The organism is Crossiella sp. CA198 (assembly GCF_052078295.1).
Taxonomy (GTDB): domain Bacteria; phylum Actinomycetota; class Actinomycetes; order Mycobacteriales; family Pseudonocardiaceae; genus Crossiella.
In genome coordinates this window covers 40,151-63,961 of the sequence record NZ_JBQJIM010000021.1, presented here as the reverse complement: position 1 = coordinate 63,961, position 23,811 = coordinate 40,151, and the positions used below count along the sequence as shown (strand labels likewise).

At 72.3% G+C, this 23,811-nt stretch carries 4 protein-coding genes; 2 read left to right on the top strand and 2 right to left on the bottom strand.

Annotation, left to right across the window (positions count from 1 at the left end):
- Positions 1 to 56: 56 nt before the first annotated feature.
- Together ACTOWY_RS31570 and ACTOWY_RS31565 are read right to left on the bottom strand one after the other, a co-directional pair.
- Positions 57 to 13,982: a type I polyketide synthase gene (locus ACTOWY_RS31570; protein ID WP_441313257.1), complete on the bottom strand. Its 13,926-nt coding sequence runs from the start codon at positions 13,980 to 13,982 to the stop codon at positions 57 to 59.
- A complete protein-coding gene (locus ACTOWY_RS31565) occupies positions 13,975 to 21,924 on the bottom strand; it encodes an SDR family NAD(P)-dependent oxidoreductase (RefSeq protein ID WP_441313256.1) in 7,950 nt (2,649 codons plus the stop codon). Before ACTOWY_RS31565 ends, ACTOWY_RS31570 begins: the two co-directional genes overlap by 8 nt.
- A gap of 363 nt (positions 21,925 to 22,287) precedes the next feature.
- On the opposite strand from ACTOWY_RS31565, the gene ACTOWY_RS31560 reads away from it, so the two are divergent.
- Positions 22,288 to 23,142 (top strand): metallophosphoesterase family protein, encoded by an 855-nt coding sequence (locus ACTOWY_RS31560; protein WP_441313255.1) that lies wholly within the window; start codon positions 22,288 to 22,290, stop codon positions 23,140 to 23,142.
- A complete protein-coding gene (locus ACTOWY_RS31555; protein WP_441313254.1) occupies positions 23,139 to 23,783 on the top strand; it encodes a 4'-phosphopantetheinyl transferase family protein in 645 nt (214 codons plus the stop codon). The genes ACTOWY_RS31560 and ACTOWY_RS31555 overlap by 4 nt, the downstream gene beginning before the upstream one ends.
- Positions 23,784 to 23,811: the final 28 nt, after the last annotated feature.

Below are 23,811 nucleotides of genomic sequence, written 5' to 3'. Positions count from 1 at the left end.
TCGTTTTCGTTCGACACTGCCCTCAGCCCCCAAAGCCGATACGGGTTGTTGTTGCGTTACAGCAGACCGAGTTCGCGGTCGAGCACATCAAAAAGCTCGTCCGCGGTCGCGGTCTCCAGCGCGTTGTCCGCGTGCTGGTCGACACCGGGTGTCTCGTTCCATTTCGCCAGCACCGCCTGCAACCGGGCGGTGGCCTTGATCCGGGTGGCCTCGTCGGCCGGCAGCGCCTCCAGGGCGGCGGCCAGCCGGTCGAGTTCGGCGAGCACCGGCGCTGGTGCTCCCTCGGTGACTCCCCCGCTCACGGGGGCCAGCTCCTCGTCCAGGTGCTGGGCGAGGGCCTTCGGCGACGGATAGTCGAAGATCAGCGTGGCCGGCAGGCGCAGCCCGGAGGCGGCGTTGAGCCGGTTGCGCAGTTCGACCGCGGTCAGCGAGTCGAAGCCGAGTTCGAGGAATCCCCGGGTGGCGTCGACGGCGTCGGCGGCGCTGTGTCCCAGCACGGCCGCCGTGTGGGTGCGCACCAGGTCCAGCAGCACCCGGCCGCGTTCGACGGCCGAGGCTGTGGCCAGCCGGTCCCGCAACGACGGTCCCGTGGTCGCCGTTGCGGATACGGCTTCCAGGGTCCGCCGGACCGGGGTCCGGACCAGACCGCGCAGCAGGGCCGGCGCCGCGCCCTGGAACACCGTGGTGTCCCAGCGCATCGGCACGACCGTTGCTGCCTCAACGGTGCGGGCCGCGTCGAAGAGTTGCAACCCCAGTTCCGAAGTCAGGGGGGTCACCCCTGTCCGGGCCATCCGCTGCTTGTCCGCCTCGGCGAGCCCGGCGGCCATGCCTCCCCCGGCCCACGGTCCCCAGGCCAGCGACACCCCGGGCTTGCCCTGGTCGCGGCGCTGCTGGGCGAGGGCGTCCAGGTAGGCATTCGCCGCGGCGTAGCTGCCCTGACCGGCCTGGCCGAGGGTGGCCGAGGCGGAGGAGAACAACACCAGGTCGACCTCGGGTCCGGTCAGTTCGGCCAGGTGCCGGGCCGCGTCCACCTTGGGTCGCAGCACCGCGTCCACCCTGGCCGGGGTGAGCGCGGTGAGCACACCGTCGTCGAGCACCCCGGCGGTGTGGATCACCGCGGTGAGTGGGTGTGCGGTGATCAACCCGGCCACTGCGTCACGGTCGGCGACGTCGCAGGCGCTCACCGTGACGTTGGCGCCCAAGGTGATCAGCTCGTCCCGCAGTTCGGCCGCGCCCGGCGCGTCCAGGCCGCGTCGGCTGGCGAGGACCAGGTTGCGGACGCCGTGTGCGGTGACCACGTGCCGGGCCAGCAGCGAGCCGAGGCTGCCACTGGCACCGGTGATCAGCACGGACCGCGCCGGATCCCACTGCGGCGCAACACCGCCAGCCAGGGCCTTGGCCAGGCGGGCGGCGTAGAGCTTGCCGTCCTGGATCCGTAGCCACGGCTCGTCGGCGTACAGCTCGGCCGAGCCGTCGGTCTCGATGACCTGGAATCGCCCGGGGTTCTCCGATTCGGCCGAACGGACGAGTCCGGCCGCGGCCGCACCCGCCAGGTCGCCGATGCGGGTCACCAGGACCAGGCGCTGCTCCTCGGACCGTTCGGCGAGCCAATTCTGCAGCAGGGCGAGCACTTCGTGCACGACCGGGCCGGTTTCGCCTTCAGGGCAGGGAACCAGCGTGACCGAGTTGCCAGGGGCGGTGGCCGGCACCGGGGTCCAGTCGAGCCGGAACAGGTCCTTCTGGGTGCGTCCGGCGGCCTGGATCTGCTCGGCCGCAACGGGTCGCAGGGTGAGCGAGTCGACCGTGACCACCGGGTTGCCCGCGGTGTCGGTGGCCTCGATGGTCACCGTCTCCCGGCCCGCCGGGGTCACCTTGACCCGCAGCGCCGAGGCCCCAGCCCCGTGCAGGGTCACGCCTTCCCAGGCGAAGGGCAGCCAGCCGCCTTCGGGCAGCACACCCAGGCCGAGGCTGTGCAGGGCCGCGTCCAGCAGTGCCGGGTGCAGGCCGAAGCCGGTGACCGGGCTGGGCAGGGCGACCTCGGCGTACACGGTGTCGCCGTCCCGCCAGGCCGCGTGCAGCCCCTGGAACATCGGCCCGTAGTCCAGGCCGCGTTCGCTCATGCCCGGGTACAACTCGTCCACCGCAACGGATTCCCCGGCAGGCGGCCAGGTCAGCGACGGGGCGGGCGTGGTTCCGGTGCCGAGCAGACCACCGGCGTGCCGGACCCAGTCGGCGCCGTCCTCGTCCAGGCGGGAGTGCACGACCAGCGTGCGCTGCCCGGACTCATCGGCCGCGCCGACGGTGAGTTGCACCCGCACGCCGCCCTGTTCGGGCAATACCAGTGGGGCTTCCAGGGTCAGGTCGAGCAGGCGGTCGCAGCCGACCTGGTCGCCCGCGGCGATGGCCAGTTCGACGAACGCGGTGCCTGGCACCACAACGGATCCGTGCACCACGTGGTCGGCCAGCCAGGGCTGGGCCCGGCGGGAGAGCCGTCCGGTGAGCAGCAGGCCGCCGGAGTCCGGCAGCGCGATCGCGGCGCCGAGCAGCGGGTGGTCCACATCGGACAGTCCGGCCGCGCTGACGTCGGCGGTGGCCGCGGCGGCCAGCCAGTACCGGTTGCGCTGGAACGGGTAGCTGGGCAGGTCGACGTGTGCGCCGCCTTGCCCGTCGAACACCGCGGCCCAGTCCGGGGCGTTTCCGTGCACGTGCGCGGTGGCCAGTGCGGTGTGCGCGGCGGCCAGTTCGCCGCGGTCCTTGCGCAGCACTGGGACCAGCACGGGTTCGGCCTCGGCCAGGCAGTCCTGGCCCATCGCGGAGAGCACCCCGTCCGGGCCGAGTTCGACGAACACGCCGACCCCGGCCGCGGCCAGTGCGCGCATGCCGTCCAGGAAGCGCACCGCGTCCCGCACGTGCCGCACCCAGTATTCGGGTGTGGTCAGTTCGGGTCCGGCGAGCGCGCCGGTCACGGTGGAGACGATCGGGATGACCGGCTCGTGGTAGGTCAGTTCTTCCGCGATGGCCTGGAATTCGGCCAGCATCGGGGCCATCCGCGGTGAGTGGAAGGCGTGGCTGACGGTGAGCCTGCGGGTCTTGCGACCCTGGGCGGCCAGCAGGTCGGCGACATCGGCCACCGCGTCCTCGTCCCCGGAGACGACCACCGCGGCCGGTCCGTTGATCGCCGCGATGCCGACCAGGTCTTCCCGACCGGCCAGCAGTGGCAGCACTTCCTCCGCACCGGCCTGCACGGCGACCATCGCGCCACCGGCGGGCAGTTCCTGCATCAACCGGCCGCGCGCGGCGACCAGTGTGGCGGCGTCGGCGAGGTCGAGGACCCCGGCGACGTGCGCGGCGGCGAGTTCGCCGATGGAGTGCCCGGCCAGGAAGTCCGGGTGCAGGCCCCAGGACTCGACCAGGCGGAACAGCGCGACTTCCAGGGCGAACAGCACCGGCTGGGTGTAGCCGGTCTCGTTGATCAGCTCGCCGCCGTCGAAGGCGATCCGCTGCACCGGCTGGTCCAGGTGCTGGTCCAGCTCGGCGGCCACCGCGTCAAAGGCGGCGGCGAAGACCGGGAACTCCCGGTACAGCTCGAAGCCGGCGCCGACCCGCTGCGCGCCCTGTCCGCTGAACAGGAAGGCCAGCTTGTCGTTGCGCGCGCTGCCGGTGACCAGCTCGGCGGCCAGGTCACCGCGGGCCAGTGCGCGCAGGCCGTCCAGCTGGGTGTCCCGGTCGCCGAGCACGGCAGCCCGGTGCTCGAACACGCCCCGGCTGGTCGCCAGGGCCGCGCCGAGGTCGGCCGAGCTGACGCCGTTGTCCACAAAGGACAGCAGCTGGGCGGCCGAGTCGGCCAGTGCCTGCGGGGTGCGGGCGGAGAGCAGCCAGGGCAGCTCACCCTCGGTGGCTGGCACCGGTTCGGTGGCCGGGGCCTGCTCGATGATGGTGTGCGCGTTGGTGCCGCTCACCCCGAAGCTGGACACGGCCGCGCGGCGGATGCCTTCCGGCCACGGCTGGGCCTCGGTGAGCAGCGAGACCGCACCGGCGGACCAGTCCACGTGCGGTGAGGGCTCGTCCACGTGCAGCGTGCGCGGCAGGATCCCGTTACGCATGGCCATGACCATCTTGATGATCCCGGCGACACCGGCGGCGGCCTGGGTGTGTCCGATGTTGGACTTGAGCGAGCCCAGCCACAGCGGGGTTTCCCGGTCCTGTCCGTAGGTGGCGAGGACGGCCTGGGCTTCGATCGGGTCGCCGAGCCGGGTGCCGGTGCCGTGCGCCTCCACCACGTCGATGTCCGAAGTGGACAGTCCGGCGTTGGCAAGGGCCTGGCGGATCACCCGCTGCTGGGACGGGCCGTTCGGGGCGGTGAGGCCGTTGGACGCGCCGTCCTGGTTGATCGCGCTGCCCTTGACCACGGCCAGGATCGGGTGCCCGTTGCGCTGGGCGTCGGAGAGCCGCTCGACGAGCAGCATGCCCACGCCCTCGGACCAGCCGGTGCCGTCGGCGGCCGCGGCGAACGGTTTGCACCGCCCGTCCTCGGCGAGTCCGCGCTGGCGGGAGAATTCGACGAACGCGGCCGGGCTGGACATCACCGTGACGCCACCGGCCAACGCGAGGGTGCACTCGCCCTGTCGCAGGGACTGCGCGGCCAGGTGCAGGGCGACCAGCGAGGAGGAGCAGGCGGTGTCCACGGTGACCGCGGGGCCTTCCAGGCCGAGCACGTAGGAGACCCGGCCGGAGGCGACCGCGGTGGCGCTGCCGGTGAGGAAGTAGCCCTCGGCGCCGGTGCCCGCGTTCACCAGGTCCGCGCCGTAGCCCTGTGCGGACACGCCGACGAACACGCCGGTCTGGCCACCACGCAGCGAACCCGGGTCGATGCCCGCCCGCTCCACCGCGGTCCAGGAGGCCTCTAGGAGCAGGCGCTGCTGCGGGTCCATCGCGGTGGCCTCGCGCGGGGAGATGCCGAAGAAGGCCGCGTCGAACTCGGTGGCGTCGGTGACGAACCCACCCGAGTCGGTGGCGGAGAGTCCCGGCCGTCCGGCGGTGCCGAGCAGCTGGTCCAGGTCCCAGCCGCGGTCCTCGGGGAACGTGGTGATCGCGTCCACGCCCCCGTCGACCAGCTGCCACAGGGCTTCCGGCGAGTCGACGCCGCCGGGGAAGCGGCAGGCCATGCCGACAATCGCGATCGGCTCGTCGTCCACAGTGGACATCGCGGTCGGCCGGTCCTCGACTGGCGAGTCACCGGTGAGTTCCGCGTCGAGCTGACGGGCCAGTGCGGCCGGGTTGGGGTGGTCGAAGACCAGCGTGGTGGGCAGGGTGAGGCCGGTGGCGGTGGCCAAGCGGTTGCGCAGTTCGACCGCGGTCAGCGAGTCGAAACCCAGTTCCCGGAAGGCGAGTCCGGGTTCGATGGCCTCGGTGGTGGCGTGGCCGAGCACCGCGGCGACCTCGGTGCGCACTAGGTCCAGCAAGGCGCGTTCGCGTTCGGCGGCGGTGCGTCCAGCGAACCGGTCCACCGGCGCCTCGGCAACCACCTTTTCGGCCGCCAGCAACAGTTTGACCTCGGGGATCTCACTGATCAGCGGGCGCTCCCGCATCGCGGTGAAGCCGGGTGCGAACCGGGCCCAGTCCACCTCGGCCACGGTCACCGTGACGTCGTCGGCGTCCAATGCCTGCTGCAACGCCGAGATCGCCAGCTCGGGCGCCATCGCGGGCAGGCCTAGCCGTCGCAGCTGTTCGGCCGCGGAGCCGTCGGCGACCATGCCGCCGCCGTCCCACGGACCCCAGGCCACCGCGGTGCCGGTCTTGCCCTGGGCACGGCGGCGCTGCACCAGCGCGTCCAGGTAGGCGTTCGCCGCGGCGTAACCGCCCTGGTGGCCGCTGCCCCAGGTGCCCGCGATCGAGGAGAACAGCACGAACGCGTCCAGGTCGCCGGTCAGCTCGTCCAGGTTGCGGGCGCCGTCGACCTTGGCGCGCAACACGTTCGCGATGGCGGCCGGGGTGGTGTCCATGAGTGCGGCGAATTCCACCGCGCCCGCGGTGTGCAGCACGGCGTTGACCGGGTGTTGTGCCAGCAGTGCGGCCAGGGCGTCCCGGTCCGCGACATCGCAGGCGGCCAGGGTGACCCTGGCGCCCAGTGCGATCAGCTCGTCGCGGAGTTCGGTGGCCCCAGGTGCTTCCGCGCCGCGGCGGCTGGTGAGCACGAGGTGTTCGGCCCCGTTGCCTGCCAGCCAGCGGGCGACCCGTGCGCCGAGTCCGCCGGTGCCACCGGTGATCAGCACGGTCCCGGTCGGCTTCCAGGTGCGGGCGCTGACGGCGGGGGCGCGGTCCAGGCGGCGCACGTGCACCCCGGAGGAGCGCACCGCCACCTGGTCCTCGGCGCCCGCGGCCAGCACCCCGGCGATCCGGGCGAAGGCCCGGTCGTCGAGTCGTTCCGGCAGGTCCAGCAGCCCGCCCCAGCGCTGGGACAGTTCCAGTCCGGCCACCCGGCCCAGGCCCCAGACGAGGGCCTGCTCGGGTGCGCGCACCGGGTCGGCCTTGGCCACCGACACCGCGCCGCGGGTCAGCAGCCAGAGTGGTGCGCCGATCCCGGCGTCGCCGAGTGCCTGCACCAGGGTGAGCGTGCCCGCCAGGTCCAGCACGGCCAGCACACCGTCTACTTCGGACATTTGAGCGGCCAGTCCGGCCCGGTCGACACCGGGTTCCAGCACCAGCTGCCGGATCTCCGCGCCCTGCCGGGTCATTCCCTCGGCGAGTTCGGTTTCCGGGGACGCGCTGACCACCAGCCAGTTCCCGGACAGTGTGCCGGTGAACCCGGTGCGCGAGCGCCAGTTCACCCGGTACCGCCAGCTGTCCACAGCGGACTCGGTCTGACGGCGTTTGCGCCAGGCGGCCAGTGCGGGCAGCACTTCGCGCAGCGGGGCGGCGTCCACATCCAGGACCGAGGCCAGTTCGGTCAGCTCGGCCTTGTCCACGGCGGCCCAGAACTCGGCCTCCACCTGGTCGGCCTCGGCGATCTCGGTCCGGCCCGCTTCCAGCCAGAACCGCTCGCGCTGGAATGCGTAGGTGGGCAGCTCGATCCGCCGCGCCCCGGACCCGGCGAAGTACCCGGTCCAGTCCACCGCGACACCGCGCACGTGCAGCTCGGCCAGTGCGCCGACCGCGGCCAGCGACTCCGGCCGGTCACCGCGGAGCGCGGGCACAAAAGCCGCCTCCGCCAGGCAGTCCTGGCCCATCCCGGACAGCACCCCGCCCGGTCCCAGCTCGACGAAGGTGCGCACCCCCTGCTCGCCGAGTGCCCGCACGCCGTCGGCGAAGCGGACCGCTTCGCGGACGTGCCGCACCCAGTAGTCCGCGGTGCCCAGTTCCGCGCCGGCGATCGCGCCGGTCACGTTGGACACCACCGGGATCTCCGCCGCACCAAAGGACATGCCCTCGGCGACGGTCCGGAACTCGGCCAGCATCGGCTCCATCAGCACCGAGTGGAAGGCGTGGCTCACGGTCAGCCGCTTGCTCTTGCGCTCGCCGAGCCGCGCGATCACCGCGGTTACCGCAGCCTCGGCGCCGGAGACCACCACGGAGGTCGGCCCGTTGATCGCAGCGATGTCCACGGCAAGGCCGTCCAGCAGCGGCCGGACCTCGTCCTCGGTGGCCTGCACCGCCAGCATCGCGCCACCGGTGGGCAGTGCCTGCATCAACCGGCCCCGGGCAGCCACCAGCTTGGCGGCGTCGGTCAGCGACAGCACCCCGGCGACGTGTGCGGCCGCGAGTTCGCCGATCGAGTGCCCGGCCACGAAGTCCGGTCGCACGCCCCAGCTCTCGAACAGCCGGAACAACGCGACTTCGATCGCGAACAGCGCGGGCTGGGTGAACTCGGTCTGGTGTAGTTCGGCGGAATCCAGGATCTCGCCGATCGGCCGGGCCAGGTGCTTGTCCAGTTCGGCGCAGGCCGTGGCGAAGGCAGCCGCGAACACCGGGAACGCGTCGGCCAGTTCCCGGCCCATGTCCAGTCGCTGGGAACCCTGTCCGGAGAACAGGAAGGCGGTCTTGCCCGCGACCGGCGAGCCGAGCACGACGCCCGCGGCGGAGCGGCCTTCGGCGAGGGCGGCCAGTGCGGCGGCCGGGTCCTCGGCGACAAGCACGGCGCGGCGGTTGTGCGTGGCACGGCTGGTGAGCAGCGAGTAGGCCAGGTCCAGCTGGTTCGCGTTGGCGAGGGGCTGGAGAGCGGCGGCCTGGGCGCGCAGCGCGGCTTCGCCGCGTGCGGACAGGGCCAGCGGGAGCAGGGCCGGGGCGACCGGCTTGCTCGGTGCAGGAGTGGTGTCCGGGGCCTGTTCCAGGATGGTGTGCGCGTTGGTGCCGCTGATGCCGAAGGCCGACACCGCGGCCCGCCGGGCCCGCCCGGTCTCCGGCCAGTCGACCTGCTCGCTCAGCACCGACACGGCACCGGCGGACCAGTCCACGTGCGGCGAGGGCTCGTCCACGTGCAGGGTCTTGGGTGCGATCCCGTGCTGCAGGGCCAGCACCATCTTGATCAGTCCGGCCACGCCTGCTGCCGCCTGGGTGTGGCCGATGTTGGACTTCACCGAGCCGAGCAGCAGCGGGTGGGTCCGCTCCTGGCCGTAGGTGGCCAGCAGGGCCTGGGCTTCGATGGGGTCGCCGAGTTTGGTGCCGGTGCCGTGCGCCTCCACCACGTCAACGTCCGAAGTGGACAGTCCGGCGTCGGCCAGCGCGGCCCGGATGACCCGCTGCTGGGCCGGTCCATTGGGCGCGGTGAGCCCGTTGGAGGCGCCGTCCTGGTTGACCGCGCTGCCGCGGATGACCGCGAGCACCGGGTGTCCGTTGCGTTGCGCGTCGGAGAGCCGCTCGACCAGGAGCATGCCGACGCCCTCGCCCCAGCCGGTGCCGTCCGCGGCGGCCGCGAACGCCTTGCACCGGCCGTCGGGGGCGAGTCCGCGCTGGCGGGAGAACTCGACGAAGACGCCAGGGGTGGACATCACCGTGACGCCACCGGCCAGGGCCATGCCGACGTCACCGCGGCGCAGCGCCTGCACGGCCCAGTGCAGGGCGACCAGGGAGGCCGAGCAGGCGGTGTCGACGGTGACCGCCGGGCCTTCCAGGCCGAAGGTGTAGGAGATGCGGCCGGAGATCACGCTGGCCGCGTTGCCGGTGCCGAGGTAGCCCTCGACACCTTCGGGCGCGGTGCTGAGCAGTCCGGCGTAGTCCTGGCCGTTGGTGCCGACGAACACGCCCGCCTTGCTGCCGCGCACGGTGGCCGGGTCGATGCCCGCCCGCTCGAAGGCTTCCCAGGAGGTTTCCAGCAGCAGCCGCTGCTGCGGGTCCATGGCCAGGGCCTCGCGCGGGGAGATGCCGAAGAAGGCGGCGTCGAAATCTGTTGCGGTGTCGAGGAATCCGCCTTCGCGGGCGTAGCTCTTGCCGGGGCGGTCGGGGTCGGGGTCGTACAGGTCCGGGTCCCAGCCGCGGTCGCCGGGCAGGCCGGTGAGCACGTCGGCGCCTTCGGTGAGCAGCCGCCAGTAGTCCTCGGGGCTCATCACCCCGCCGGGGAACCGGCAGGACATGCCGACGATCGCGATCGGTTCATCGTCCACAGTGGACTTGACAACCTCGGCGGCTTCGGTGACCGCGCCGAGCAGTTCTTCGAGGAGGAAGTCGGTGAGGGCCAGCGGGGTCGGGTAGTCGAAGACCAGGGTGGTGGGCAGGCTCAGCCCGGTGGCGGTGGCCAGGCGGTTGCGCAGTTCGACCGCGGTCAGCGAGTCGAAGCCGGCCTCGCGGAAGGCCCGTTCCGGGTCGACCGCCTCAGCCCCGGCATGCCCGAGCACGGCAGCCACGCTGGTGCGGATCTGGTCCAGCAGGACGGAATGCCGTTGCGCGGCCGGGGTCTTGCCGAGCTTGGCGGCCAGCGCGGATTCGGGCTGGGCCGCGGCCGGGGCAGAGACTGCCTTGCGCCGGTGCAGTTCGGGGATGTCGCTGATCAGACGACTGGGCCGGACCGCGGTGAAGGCGGGGGCGAACAGCTCCCAGTCCAGGTCGGCGACGGCGATCACGGTGTCGTCGCGGTCCAGGGCCCCTTGCAGGGCCTGCATCGCGGTGTCCGCGGCCATCGGCGGCAGTCCGGCGCGGCGCAGGCGGTCGCCCACCGCGGCATCGGCCATGCCGCCGTCGGCCCACGGGCCCCAGCCAATGGAGGTGGCGGGCAGGCCCTGGGCGCGGCGGTGCTGGGCGAGGGCGTCCAGGTAGGCGTTGGCGGCGGCGTAGTTGGCCTGACCCGCGGTGCCGATCTGGCCGGTGATCGAGGAGAACAGCACGAACGCGTCCAGCTCGCCGGTCAGCTCGTGCAGGTTGCGCGCGGCCGCGACCTTGGGGCGCAGTACGGTGTCCAGGCGTTCCGGGGTGAGGCTGGACAGCAGGCCGTCGTCGAGCACTCCGGCGGTGTGGATCACCGCGTTGACCGGGTGCGCGGCCAGCAGTTCGGCCACCGCGTCCCGGTCGGCGGCGTCGCAGGCGGCGATGGTGACGGTGACGCCGAGCGCCTCCAGGTCGGCGGCCAGTTCGGTCGCGCCGGGGGCGTCGAGGCCGCGGCGGCTGGTGAGCAGCAGGTGCTCGGCGCCGTGGTGCGCCAGCCACCTGGCCACCCTGGCGCCGAGCGCGCCGGTGCCGCCGGTGACCAGCACGGTGCCGCGCGGGCGCCAGGACCGCTGCGGGGCAACGGAACCGTCGTGCGCGAGTCGCCGCAGGTAGGTGCCGGAAGGGCGTAGCGCGAGTTGATCCTCGGCGCCGGTGAGGGCATCGGCCAGGCGGGACAGCGAGCGCTCGTCCAGCTCGGCGGGCAGGTCGATCAGGCCGCCCCAGCGTTCGGGGTGTTCCAGTGCGGCAACCAGTCCGAGGCCCCAGACCTGGGCCTGGTCCGGGTTGGGCAGGTCCTCGCCGTTGACCGCGACCGCGCCCTGGGTCAGGCACCACAGCGGGGCCGGGCAGCGCGCGTCACCGAGGCCGCGCACCAGGGTGCGGGCTTCGTGCACGTCACCGAGGGCGAGCACCCCGGCCAGGTCGAGCACGCCGGCGACGTTGATCGCACCGGCCGCGTCGGCGATCTCCCGCACCTCCGCGCCCGCCTTGGTCAGCGCTTCGACCAGCTCCGGCTGGGCCGCGCCGACCAGCAGCCAGGTGCCGGTCAGCTTGGTGTCCACAGTGGACGCGGGCTTCCAGTTGATCCGGTACCGCCAGCCGTCGGCGTGCGAGCGGACCTGGTTGCGCGGGGTCAGTTCCAGCCAGAACCGCTCGCGCTGGAAGGCGTAGGTGGGCAGGTCGAGGCGCTGCCCGCCCCCGAACAGCGCGGTCCAGTCGACCTTGACGCCACGGGTGAACAACCGGCCCAGCGCGGTGATCGCGGCCGCCGCCTCCGGGCGGTCCTTGCGCAGCGCGGACAGGAAGGTCGCGGCGGGCGCGGAGTCCTGGCCCATCCCGGACAGCACGCCGTCCGGGCCCAGTTCCAGGAAGGTGTTCACCCCGGCCTCGGCCAGCGCCCGGACGCCGTCGGCGAAACGCACCGCGCCGCGGACGTGCTTGACCCAGTACTCGGCGCTGCCCAGCTCCTCGCCCGCGACCGCGCCGGTCACGTTGGACACCACCGGGATCCGCGCGGGCGCGTAACGCACGCTCTCCGCGACGGTCCGGAACTCGGCGAGCATGCCGTCCATGTGCGGGGAGTGGAAGGCGTGACTGACGGCGAGCCTGCGGGTCTTGCGGCCCTGCGCGGCCAGTAGGTTGGCAACCTCGGTCGCGGCGGTCTCGTCGCCCGCGATCACGGTGGCGTTCGGCCCGTTCAGCGCGGCAATGCTCAGCTCGGCCTCCCGCCCGACGAGCTGCTGCCGCACCTCGTCCTCGGTGGCCTGCACCGCGATCATCGCGCCACCGCCGGGCAGCGCCTGCATCAACCGGCCCCGGGCGACCACCAGCTTGGCGGCGTCGGCCAGGGTCAGCACCCTGGCGACGTGCGCGGCGGCCAGCTCGCCAATGGAGTGCCCGGCCACGAAGTCCGGTCGCACACCCCAGGACTCGTAGAGCCGGAACAACGCCACCTCGATGGCGAACAGCGCGGGCTGGGTGAACTCGGTCTGGTGCAGTTCCTCGGCATCCAGGACCGCACGCAGCGGCCGGGCCAGGTGCTGATCCAGTTCGGCGGCCACCGCGTCGAAGGCGGCGGCGAAGGCCGGGAAGGTCTCGGCCAGTTCGCGGCCCATGGCCAGGCGCTGGGAACCCTGGCCGGTGAACAGGATGGCGAGTTTGCCGGGGGTGACCGCGCCGGTGTGCACGCCGGGTGCGTCCAGGCCCTCGGCAAAGGCGGCGAGCGCGTCGCGGGCCTCGGTCAGGCCACTGGCGGCGAGCACCGCGCGGTGCTCGAACCCGGCCCGGTTGGCTAGGGAGAACCCGAGGTCGAGCAGGGTGGCCGGGTTTCCGTCCACAAAGGACACCAGCTGGGCGGCCTGGGCACGCAGGGCCTCGGGGGTCTTGGCGGACAGCGCCAGCGGCACGGTGTCCAGGGTGTGCGCCGGGGTGGCGGCCTCGGTCTCGACCGGCGGGGCCGCCTCGATGATGGTGTGCGCGTTGGTGCCGCTGATGCCGAAGGAGGACACGCCCGCGCGGTGCGGGCCATCGGTCTGCGGCCAGGGCTGGGCCTCGGTGAGCAGGGCGACCGAGCCCGCGGACCAGTCCACGTGCGGGGAGGGCTCGTCGACGTGCAGGGTCTTGGGCAGCAGGCCGTGCCGCATGGCCATGACCATCTTGATCACGCCGCCGACACCCGCCGCGGCCTGGGTGTGGCCGACGTTGGACTTGAACGAGCCCAGCAGCAACGGGTTCGGCCGGTCCTGCCCGTAGGTGGCCAGCAGGGCCTGGGCCTCGATCGGGTCGCCGAGCTTGGTGCCGGTGCCGTGCGCCTCGACGGCGTCCACTTCGGACGGTGCCAGCTGGGCGTCCGCGAGGGCGTCCCGGATCACGGCTTCCTGGGCCAGGCCGTTGGGGGCGGTGAGGCCGTTGGAGGCGCCGTCCTGGTTGACCGCGGTGCCGCGCACCACGGCCAGGATCGGGTGCCCGTTGCGCTGCGCGTCGGAAAGGCGTTCCAGCAACAGCATGCCCGCGCCCTCGGACCACGAGGTGCCGTCGGCCCCGGCCGCGAAGGACTTGCAGCGGCCGTCGGGGGCCAGGCCGCGCTGGCGGGAGAACTCGACGAAGGAGTTGGGCGTGGACATGACCGCCGCGCCACCGGCCAGTGCCAGGGTGCACTCGCCCTTGCGCAGTGACTGCACGGCCAGGTGCAGCGCGACCAGCGAAGAGGAACACGCGGTGTCCACGGTGACCGCGGGACCTTCGAGGCCGAAGGTGTAGGCGACCCGGCCAGAGACCACGCTGCCCAGGTTGCCGGTCAGCAGGTAGCCCGCGACCTCGGCCGGCGCGTCCTCGGGGCGGTTGGCGTAGTCGTGGTACATCAGGCCCGCGTACACGCCGGTCTTGCTGCCGCGCAACGAATCCGGGTCGATGCCCGCGCGTTCGATGGCCTCCCAGGAGGTCTCCAGCAGCAGGCGCTGCTGCGGGTCCATCGCCAGGGCCTCACGCGGGGAGATGCCGAAGAAGCCGGGGTCGAACTCGGGTGCGCTGTGCAGGAACCCGCTTTCGCGCACGTACACGCTGTCCGGACGTTCGCCGGTGGGATCGTAGAGCGCGTCCAGGTCCCAGCCGCGGTCGTCCGGGAACGGCGAGATGCCGTCCCGGCCACCGGCCACCATGTCCCACAGCTGTTCCGGGGTGGCGACGCCGCCGGGGAAGCGGCAGCTCATCGCCACGATCGCGATCGGCTCGTGCTCTTGCGCCTCGATCTCCTGCAGCCGGGCCTTGGTGCGGTGCAGGTCGGCGGTGACGCGCTTGAGGTAGTCGACGAGCTTCTGCTCGGTGGACTCAGGCCCGCGAGGATCAGACACTGCCGAACTCCTTGTCGATGAAGGCGAAGATCTCGTCGGCGGTGGCGACCGCGTCAAGTTCCTGGGCGAACTCGGTTTCCGGCAGGTCGAGTTCGGGTTCCTCGACCGGAGCGGCCGGGGCGGGGGCGAGCCGGTCGAGCAGGTGCTCGGCCAGCTTCGCCGGGGTGGCGTAGTTGAAGAGCAGGGTGGGCGGCAGCCGCAGCCCGGTGGCGGTGTTGAGCCGGTTGCGCAGCTCCACCGAGGTCAGCGAGTCGAAACCCAGTTCCTTGAAGGAGGATTCGGCCTCGACCGAGCCGTCGCCGCTGTGCCCGAGCACCCCGGCCGCGTTGACCCGCACCACGTCCAGCACGAGCTGTGCGCGCCGCTCCTCGGGGGTCGCGGTGAGTCGGTCCACAAAGGACTCTTCGGTGGCCTTGGCCGCCGCGGTCCGCCGGGTGCGTTTGGGCGTTATCAGTCCACGCAGCAACGCCGGGACTGTTCCTTGGCGCACCACACTGGTGTCCAGCTTGAGCGGCACCGGCGCGGCCTCGGACTGGCCCAGTGCCAGGTCGAACAGGGCCAGGCCGAGTTCCGGCGGCAACGGTGCCATGCCCGCGCGGGACATCCGGTTGCGGTCGCCCTCGGCGAGTCGCGCGGCCATCCCGCCCTCGGCCCACGGCCCCCAGGCCAGGGACAGCGCGGGCAGTCCGGCGGCCCGGCGGCGCTGGGCGAGCGCGTCCAGGGCGGCGTTGGCGGCGGCGTAGTTGGCCTGGCCGGCGCCGCCGAGCACCCCGATCACCGAGGAGAACAGCACGAACGCGGTGAGGTCGCGATCCTGGGTCAGCTCGTGCAGGTTGACGGCGGCGTCGAGTTTGGGCCGCAGCACGGTGTCCAGGCGTTCGGGGGTGAGCGCGGAGAGCACGCCGTCGTCGAGCACCCCGGCGGTGTGGATCACCGCGGTCACCGGGTGCCGGGCCAGCAGCGCGACCAGCGCGGACCGATCCGCGGCGTCACAGGCTTCGATGATCGCCTCGGCTCCCAGCCCGGCCAGTTCGGCGCGGAGTTCGTCCGCGCCAGGGGCGTCCGGGCCGCGGCGGCTGGTGAGCAGCAGGCGACGCACGCCGTGCTGGGTGACCAGGTGCTTGGCGAGCAGTCCGCCGAGTGCGCCGGTGGCGCCGGTGATGAGCACCAGACCGTCCGGGTCCCACGCCGCCTCGGCCACCTCGGTGATCTTGGCCAGCCGGGGCGTGTGCGCGATCCCGTTGCGCAGCGCGAGTTGCGGCTCGTCGGTGGTGAGCGCGGCGGGCAGGGCGGTGGCGGACTGGGCGTCCAGGTCGATGAGCTGGAACCGGTCCGGCTGCTCGGTCTGCGCGGCCCGCACCAGACCCCAGACCGCTGCGCCTGCCACATCCGGGGAGTCGGCGAGCACCGCGTCCCTGGTGAGCACAACCACCCGGGACTCAGTGCGCTGCAACAACTCCAGCACCTGGGCGGTCACCTCGCGAGCGGGTCCTTCCGGGCAGGTCAGCAGCACCAGGTCGGCATCACCGGGTTCGGCCCGTTCCGCCACCTCGACTCCGGCGGCCCGCAGCGCGACCCCGGCCTTGAACTCGTCCCCGCCCAGCAGCACCACCTTGGCGGGCAACGCGGACTGCTCGGGCAGTGCGAGCACCGGCCAGTCGACCCGGAACAGCGAGTCCAGTTCGGGCCGGATCCGCAGCGCGTCCGGGGACACCGGCCGCAGCACCAGCGAGTCGATGGAGAGCACCGGGATGCCCGCCGGGTCGGTGACGGCCAGGGACACCGCGTCCGGTCCGGCCGGGGCCAGCTTCACCCGCAGTGTGCTCGCGCCGGTGGCGTGCAGGCGAATCCCGGTCCAGGCGAACGGCAGCGGCGGGTTGTCCCCCTCAGCCGCGGCGACCAGGCCGTGCAGGGCGGCGTCCAGCAGCGCGGGGTGCACCCCGAATCCGGCACCTTCCACAGTGGACGGAAGGCTGACCTCGGTGAAGATCTCCTCGCCGCGCCGCCACACCCCGCGCACACCCTGGAACGCGGGTCCGTAGCCGTAGCCCTTGTCCGCGAGCCGCCGGTAGAACCCGTCCAGGTCCACCGCGACGGCCTGCGTGGGCGGCCACTCCCCCAGGGTCAGGGGCGCGTCGGCGTCCACCGCGAGCACGCCATTCGCGTGCAGCGTCCAGTCCTCGTCGTCGAGTCGGGAGTACAGCTCCAGGTCGCGCCGCCCGTCCTGCTCGGCCGCGACCACCACCTGCACCTGCACCGCACCCTGCTCGGGCAGGACCAGCGGCGCGGCCAGGGTCAGTTCCTCCACCGCCGCGCACTCGACCTCGTCGGCCGCCCGCAGTGCCAGCTCGACCAGCGCGGTCCCCGGCACCAGCACGGACCCCAGGATCTGGTGGTCGACCAGCCAGGGGTGCGTCCGCCGGGACAGCTTCCCGGTCAGCAGCACACCCCCGGCCCCGGCGATCGGCACCGCCGAGGTCAGCAGCGGGTGCACGCCGGAGTCCACAGTGGACGAACTTGGCGCCAGCCAGAACCGCTGCCGCTGGAACGGGTAGGTCGGCAGGTCCACCAGCCGTCCACCGGCGGTCAGCCCGGCCAGATCAGCCTGCACACCGCGGCAGATCAGCCGGGCCAGTGCCTGCCAGGCCGCCTCGGCCTCGCCGCGTCCCTTGCGCAGCACCGGGATCAGCGCGGCATCCCCGGTCAGGCAGTCCTGACCCATCCCGGACAGCACGCCATCCGGCCCCAGCTCCAGGAACGTCGAGACCCCCGCGTCCTCCAGGGTCCGGATGCCGTCGGCGAATCGCACGGCCTGCCGCACGTGCCGGACCCAGTACTCCGCGGTCCCCAACTCATCCCCGGCCAGCTCGCCGGTCACGTTGGACACCACCGGAATCCGCGCCGTACCAAAGGTAACGCTCTCCGCCACCGCCCGGAACTCCGCCAGCATCGGGTCCATCAGCAGCGAGTGGAACGCGTGACTCACGGTCAGCCGCTTGCTCTTGCGCTCCGCCAGCCGCGCCGCGACCTCGGTCACCGCGGCCTCGGTCCCTGACACCACAACCGAGGTCGGCCCGTTGATCGCCGCGACATCCGCGTCCATCCCGGTGAGCAGCGGCCGCACCTCATTCTCGGTCGCCTGCACTGCCAGCATCGCCCCACCACCCGGCAGCGCCTGCATCAGTCGACCACGAGCCGCAACCAGCTTCGCCGCATCCGCCAGCGACAAGACCCCGGCCACGTGCGCCGCGGCCAGCTCACCGATCGAGTGCCCGACCAGGTAATCCGGCCGCACACCCCACGACTCCACCAGCCGGAACAACGCCACCTCAACGGCGAACAACGCGGGCTGGGTGAACCCGGTCTGATGCAGCTCCTCGGTGTCCAGCACCTCGGCCAGCGGCCGGTCCAGGTGCTTGTCCAGCTCAGCACAAGCGGCAGCGAAGGCGTCCGCGAACACCGGGAACGCCCCGGCCAGCTCGCGGCCCATGCCCAGCCGCTGCGACCCCTGCCCGGAGAACAGGAACGCGATCTGCCCATCCGCAACACTGTCCCGAACCGCACCGGACTCCCCCGCCGCCACGGCGGTCAGCCCGGCCCGGAGGTCACCAACCACCACGGCCCGGTGCTCGTGCAGGGCCCGGCGAGCCAGGGTGTGCGCCAGGTCCACGGGCTCGACCTCGGCCGCGAGCAGCGCTTCCGCCTGTGCCCGCAACGCTTCCGGCGTCCGCCCGGACAACACCACCGGCCCGGCTGCCGCCTCGGCAACCGGTTCAGCGATCTCGGGCGCCTGCTCGAGGAGCACGTGCGCGTTGGTCCCGCTGATGCCGAACGAGGACACCCCGGCCCGCCGCGGCGCCCCGGTCTCCGGCCAGTCCCGCGCCTCAGTCAGCAGCGACACCGCGCCCGCCGACCAGTCCACCCGCGGCGACGGCGTGTCCGCGTGCAGCGTCCGGGGCAGCACCCCGTGCCGCATCGCCTCGACCATCTTGATCACGCCGCCGACCCCGGCCGCGGCCTGCGCGTGCCCGATGTTGGACTTCAGCGAGCCCAACAGCAGCGGCCGGTCCCGGTCCTGGCCGTAGGTGGCCAGCAATGCCTGCGCCTCAATGGGATCGCCGAGTGCGGTGCCGGTGCCGTGCGCCTCCACCACATCAATGTCCGAAGTGGACAGTCCGGCGTCGGCCAGTGCGCCGCGGATCACCCGCTGCTGCGCCGGACCGTTGGGCGCCGTCAGTCCGTTGGACGCGCCGTCCTGGTTGACCGCGCTGCCCTTGACGATGGCCAGGACCGGGTGCCCGTTGCGCCTCGCGTCGGAAAGTCGTTCCAGCAGCAGCACGCCAACGCCCTCGGCCCAGGCGGTGCCGTCGGCCTCGGCGCCGAATGCCTTGCAGCGTCCGTCCGGGGCCAATCCGCGCTGCCGGGAGAACTCGACGAACATGCCTGGCGTGGGCAGCACCGCGACGCCACCGGCCAGGGCCAGCCCGCATTCCCCGCGCCGCAACGACTGCACGGCCAGGTGCAGGGAGACCAGCGAGGCCGAGCAGGCGGTGTCCACGGTGACCGCGGGGCCTTCCAGCCCGAAGGTGTAGGCGATCCGGCCGGACAGCACGCTCGCGGTGCCGCCGGTGAGCAGGTGTCCGGCGAACTCCTCGGCCGCCTCGTGCAGCCGGGGCCCGTAGTCCTGGGTCATCGCGCCGACGAACACCCCGGACTGGCTGCCGGCCAGAGTGGCCGGGTCGATCCCGGCCCGCTCGAACACCTCCCAGGTGGTCTCCAGCAGCAGCCGCTGCTGCGGGTCCATGGCCAGGGCCTCACGCGGGGAGATGCCGAAGAACTTGGCGTCGAACTCGGTGGCACCGCTCAGGAATCCGCCTTCGCGGGCGTAGGAGGAACCGGCCTGCGCGGGATCCGGGTGGTAGAGCCGGTCCAGGTCCCAGCCGCGGTCGTCCGGGAACGGCGAGATCGCGTCCACCCCGTCGCTGACCAGGCGCCACAGGTCCGCCGGGGAGGCGACGCCGCCCGGGTAGCGGCAGCCCATGGCCACGATCGCGATCGGCTCGTCCTCGGTGACCCGCACCGGCGCGGCAACGGTTTCCCGTTGCCCGCCATCAAGATGGGTGGCGAGGGCGAGCGGGGTCGGGTAGTCGAAGAGCAGGGTGGCGGGCAGGGTGCGCCCGGTGGCCTGGTTGAGTTGGTCGCGCAGTTCCACCGCGGTCAGCGAGGCGAAACCCAGTTCCTTGAAGCTGCGCTCCGGCGCGACGGCGTCGGCCGAGGGATAGCCCAGCACCGCGGCCGCGTGCGCCCGCACCAGTTCCAGCGAGGAGCGGGTCCGCACCGGTGCCGGGGTGGCCACCGGCACGCTGTCCAGCCAGTACCGCTCGCGCTGGAAGGCGTAGGTGGGCAGCTCAACCCGCGTGCCGTCGCCAAACCCGGTGAAGTCAACGGAAACCCCGCGCGTCCAAGCCTGGGCGAGCCCGGAGATCAGCGCCTCCACCTCGCCCCGGTCCTTGCGCAGCAACGGAATCCCGGCACCCAGCGCACTGAGCACCCCGTCCGGTCCCAGTTCCAGGAAGGTGGAAACCCCGGCCTCGGCCAGCGTGCGCATCCCGTCGGCGAACCGCACCGCCTGCCGCACATGCCGGACCCAGTACTCCGCGGTCCCCAGCTCATCCCCGGCCAGCTCACCGGTCAGGTTCGACACCACCGGAATCCGCGCCACACCAAAGGTAATGCTCTCCGCCACCGCCCGGAACCCGGCCAGCATCGGGTCCATCAGCAGCGAGTGGAACGCGTGACTCACGGTCAGCCGCTTGCTCTTGCGCTCCGTCAGCTTCGCCTTGATCTCGGTGATCGCGGCCTCAGTCCCCGACACCACAACGGCTTCCGACCCGTTGACCGCCGCGATATCCGCGTCCAGCCCGGCCAGCAGCGGCCGGACCTCCTCCTCGGTCGCCTGCACCGCCAGCATCGCGCCACCGGTCGGGAGCGCCTGCATCAGTCGGCCCCGCGCCGCAACCAGCTTCGCGGCGTCGGCCAGGGTCAGCACCCCGGCCACATGCGCCGCGGCCAGCTCACCAATCGAGTGCCCAGCCAGGAAGTCCGGCCGCACACCCCAGGACTCGACCAGCCGGAACAACGCCACCTCGATGGCGAACAGCGCAGGCTGGGTGAACCCGGTCTGGTGCAGCTCCTCGCCATCCAGGACCTCGGCCAGCGGCCGGTCCAGGTGCTTGTCCAGCTCACCGCACACCTCGGCAAAGGCGTCCGCGAACACCGGGAATGCCGCCGCCAGTTCGCGACCCATTCCGATCCGCTGCGATCCCTGCCCGGAGAACAGGAACGCCAGCCCACCCTCGGCAACCGAGCCCCGGACCACTCCGGCGGCCACACCGTCCCGGGCGAACCCGGCCAGCGCGTCCCAGAACCCGGCCCGGTCCCCGGCCACCAGCACGGCCCGGTGCTCGAACGCGGTCCGCGTCCCGGCCAGTGCCCCGGCCACCGCGCGGACATCGATTTCCGCGTCGGCGTCCACAAAGGACAGAAGCCGCTCGGCCTGGCCCCGCACTGCTTCGGCGGTCCGGCCGGACAGCACCCAGGGCAGCACCGCGGTGTCCAGGCCCTGCGCCGCAACGGCCGGGCGGGTGGGCGGTTCGGCGAGCACCAGGTGGCAGTTGGTCCCGCCGATGCCGAAGGAGGACACCCCGGCCAGCAGGGGCGCGTCCCGCCACGGCCCCAGTTCGGTGCGTACCCGCAGGTTCAGTCCGGCGAAGTCGATGTCCGGGTTGGGCGTCTCGAAGTTCAGGCTGGGCGGCAGCTGCCGGTGCCGGATCGCCAGCACGGTCTTGATCAGGCCGACAATGCCCGCCGCGCCTTCGAGGTGGCCGACGTTGGTCTTGGCCGAGCCGACCAGCAGCGGCTCGGACCGGTCGGCGCCGAGCACCGCGCCCAGCGCGCCGGCCTCGATCGGGTCGCCGACCTTGGTGCCGGTGCCGTGCAGTTCGACGTACTGCACCTGGGCCGGGTCGATCTGGGCGTCCAGGTAGGCCAGCCGCAGCACCTCCTGCTGGGCCAGGCCGTTCGGGGTGGTGAGCGCGGCGGACTCGCCGTCGTTGTTGACCGCGCCGCCCTTGATCACCGCGAGCACGTCGTCCCCGTCGGCCAGGGCGTCGGCCAGGGGCTTGAGCAGTACGAAGCCGCCGCCCTCACCGCGGACGTAGCCGTTGGCGCGGGCGTCGAAGGTGTGGCAGCGGCCGTCCGGGGACTGGCCGCCGAACTTCGCGGTGGCCATGGTGGTCTCCGGCACCAGGTTCAGGTTCACCCCGCCGGCCAGGGCCAGGCTGGACTCGCCGCGGCGCAGGCTTTCGCAGGCCAGGTGCACCGCGACCAGGGCGGAGGACTGGGCGGAGTCGACCGCGAGGCTCGGGCCGTGCAGGCCGAGGGTGTAGGAGAGCCGGTTGGCGATGATGCTGCGGTGCAGGCCGGTCACGGTGTGCTGGGTGATCGCGTCCGGGCCGCCGCGGTAGACCAGGTTCGCGTAGTCGTCCCAGATGGCGCCGACGAAGACCCCGGTGCGGCTGCCGGCGAGCCGTTCGGGCAGCAGACCGGCGTGCTCGAAGGCCTCCCAGCCCAGTTCCAGCATCAGCCGCTGCTGCGGGTCCATCACCGCGGCCTCGCGCGGGGAAATACCGAAGAACGCGGGGTCGAATGCGTCGACCTGGTCCAGGAATCCGCCCCAACGGGTGTTCATCCGACCGGTGACGGTGGGATCCGCGTCGAAGAATTCAGTGGCGTCCCACCGGTTCGCGGGCACCTCGGTGATTGCGTCGCGACCCTCGGTGAGCATCCGCCAGAACCCGGCGGGACCGGTGGCCCCGGGCAGGCGGCAGGACAGTCCGATGACCGCGATCTCCCGCCCCGCAACAGTGGTCTTGTCCGACATAGGTGCCCCAGCCCGCCCGTCATCGCCATTACCAACACAAGAAACCCGCGAGTTTCGGCGACGTTATCCCGGCGGTCACCCCTACCCTCAACCCCTAATGTGCGCAGCTGGGGTCGGGGTATGGTTCACCTACTTGCCTCATTTGTCGTCACCCCGCCGCACCTATGGGCATCCGTGCAGTTCAGAGCCACATAGGGGCGGGTGGAGACACCCCAGTTCGCCAGTGTTTCAGCGATGTTTCCAGCTGACTCACCGCACCAAGACAACCATGCCGACAATGCCTTACCAAGCCCGGAGACACAACTCACAGAGAACTTTTCTAAATAGGATTTCTCTGGTTCCGCTCGCCTTTATAGTGTTCGTGTGGCTCACCCCGAACCCAGGCTGCTCGCCGTCAGCGACCTGCACGTCGCCTATCCGGAGAACCGGACGATCGTCGAGGAGCAGCTGCACCCCGGCCATCCCGGCGACTGGCTGATCGTGGCCGGGGACGTGGGCGAGCTGTACGCCGACATCGAGTGGGCGCTGACCCTGCTGGCGCAGCGGTTCGACACGGTGATCTGGGTGCCCGGCAACCACGAGCTGTGGACGCCGAAGGAGGACCCGGTGCAGCTGCGCGGGGACCAGCGCTACCGGCGGCTGGTCGAGCTGTGCCGCGAGCTGGGTGTCTACACCCCGGAGGACCCGTTCCCGGTGTGGCGCGGCGCGGGCGGCCCGGTGGCCATCGCCCCGCTTTTTGTGCTCTACGACTACACCTTCCGCACCGATCCGGCCGACGACAAGGCCGCCGCACTGGCCAAGGCGCATGCCGCGGGCGTGGTGTGCACGGACGAGTTCCTGTTGCACCCCAACCCGTATCCCAGCCGCGACGCCTGGTGCCGGTCCCGGCTGACCATCACCCAGCGGCGGCTGGACGCGCATGATGCGAGCCTGCCGCTGGTGCTGGTCAACCACTGGCCGCTGGTGCGCGATCCCACGTTTGTGTTGCGCTATCCGGAGTTCGCGCTGTGGTGCGGCACCGAGGGCACCGCGGACTGGCACCGTCGTTACCGGGTGAGCGCCGCGGTGTACGGGCATCTGCACATCCCGCGCACCACCACCTATGACGGGGTGCGGTTCGAGGAGGTCTCCATCGGCTACCCCAGGGAGCGGAAGATGTACGGCGGCCTGCCGCGCGGCCCGCTCCGCCAGATCCTGCCGGCGGAGGAGAATCCGTGATCAACCGCCTGTTGCCGGCCCCGGTCGTCGCCGTGCAGACCAGGGTTGACCAGTCCACTGTGGACCTGTTCCCGGCCGAGGAAGCGTTGCTGGCCAAGTCGGTGCCCAAGCGGCGCGCGGAGTTCACCGCCGCCCGCTGGTGCGCCCGCCAGGCCCTGGCTGCCCTCGGTGAACCGCCCGCGCCGATCCTGCCGGATGAACGCGGCGCGCCGCAGTGGCCGACCGGATTCGTCGGCAGCATCACGCACTGCGCCGGATACCGGGCCGCCGCGGTGGCCAGGAGCACGGACGCGCACAGCCTGGGCATCGACGCCGAACCCAACGAGCCGCTGCCCGAGGGCGTCTTGGAAGCGGTGTCCCTGCCCGAGGAACGCACAATGCTGCGGCGGCTCGGCGTGGATCGTTCAGTGAGTTGGGACCGGTTGTTGTTCAGTGCCAAGGAATCGGTGTACAAGGCGTGGTACCCGCACGCCCGCAAGATGCTTGGCTTCGACGAGGCCCGCCTGGCCATCGCCGCCGACGGCACCTTCACCGCGACCCTGCTGGTACCCGGTCCGATCGTGGCCGGGCAGCAGCTGACCGGCTTCACCGGCCGCTGGCTGGCCGAGGACGGGATCGTGCTCACCGCGATCAAGCACTGACACGAACCGGGCCGGTGTCCACTGTGGA

Bases quoted from the DNA above. Each gene is read 5' to 3' on its own strand.
- ACTOWY_RS31565 (WP_441313256.1), bottom strand. From the start codon at position 21,924: ATGTCGGACAAGACCACTGTTGCGGGGCGGGAGATCGCGGTCATCGGA.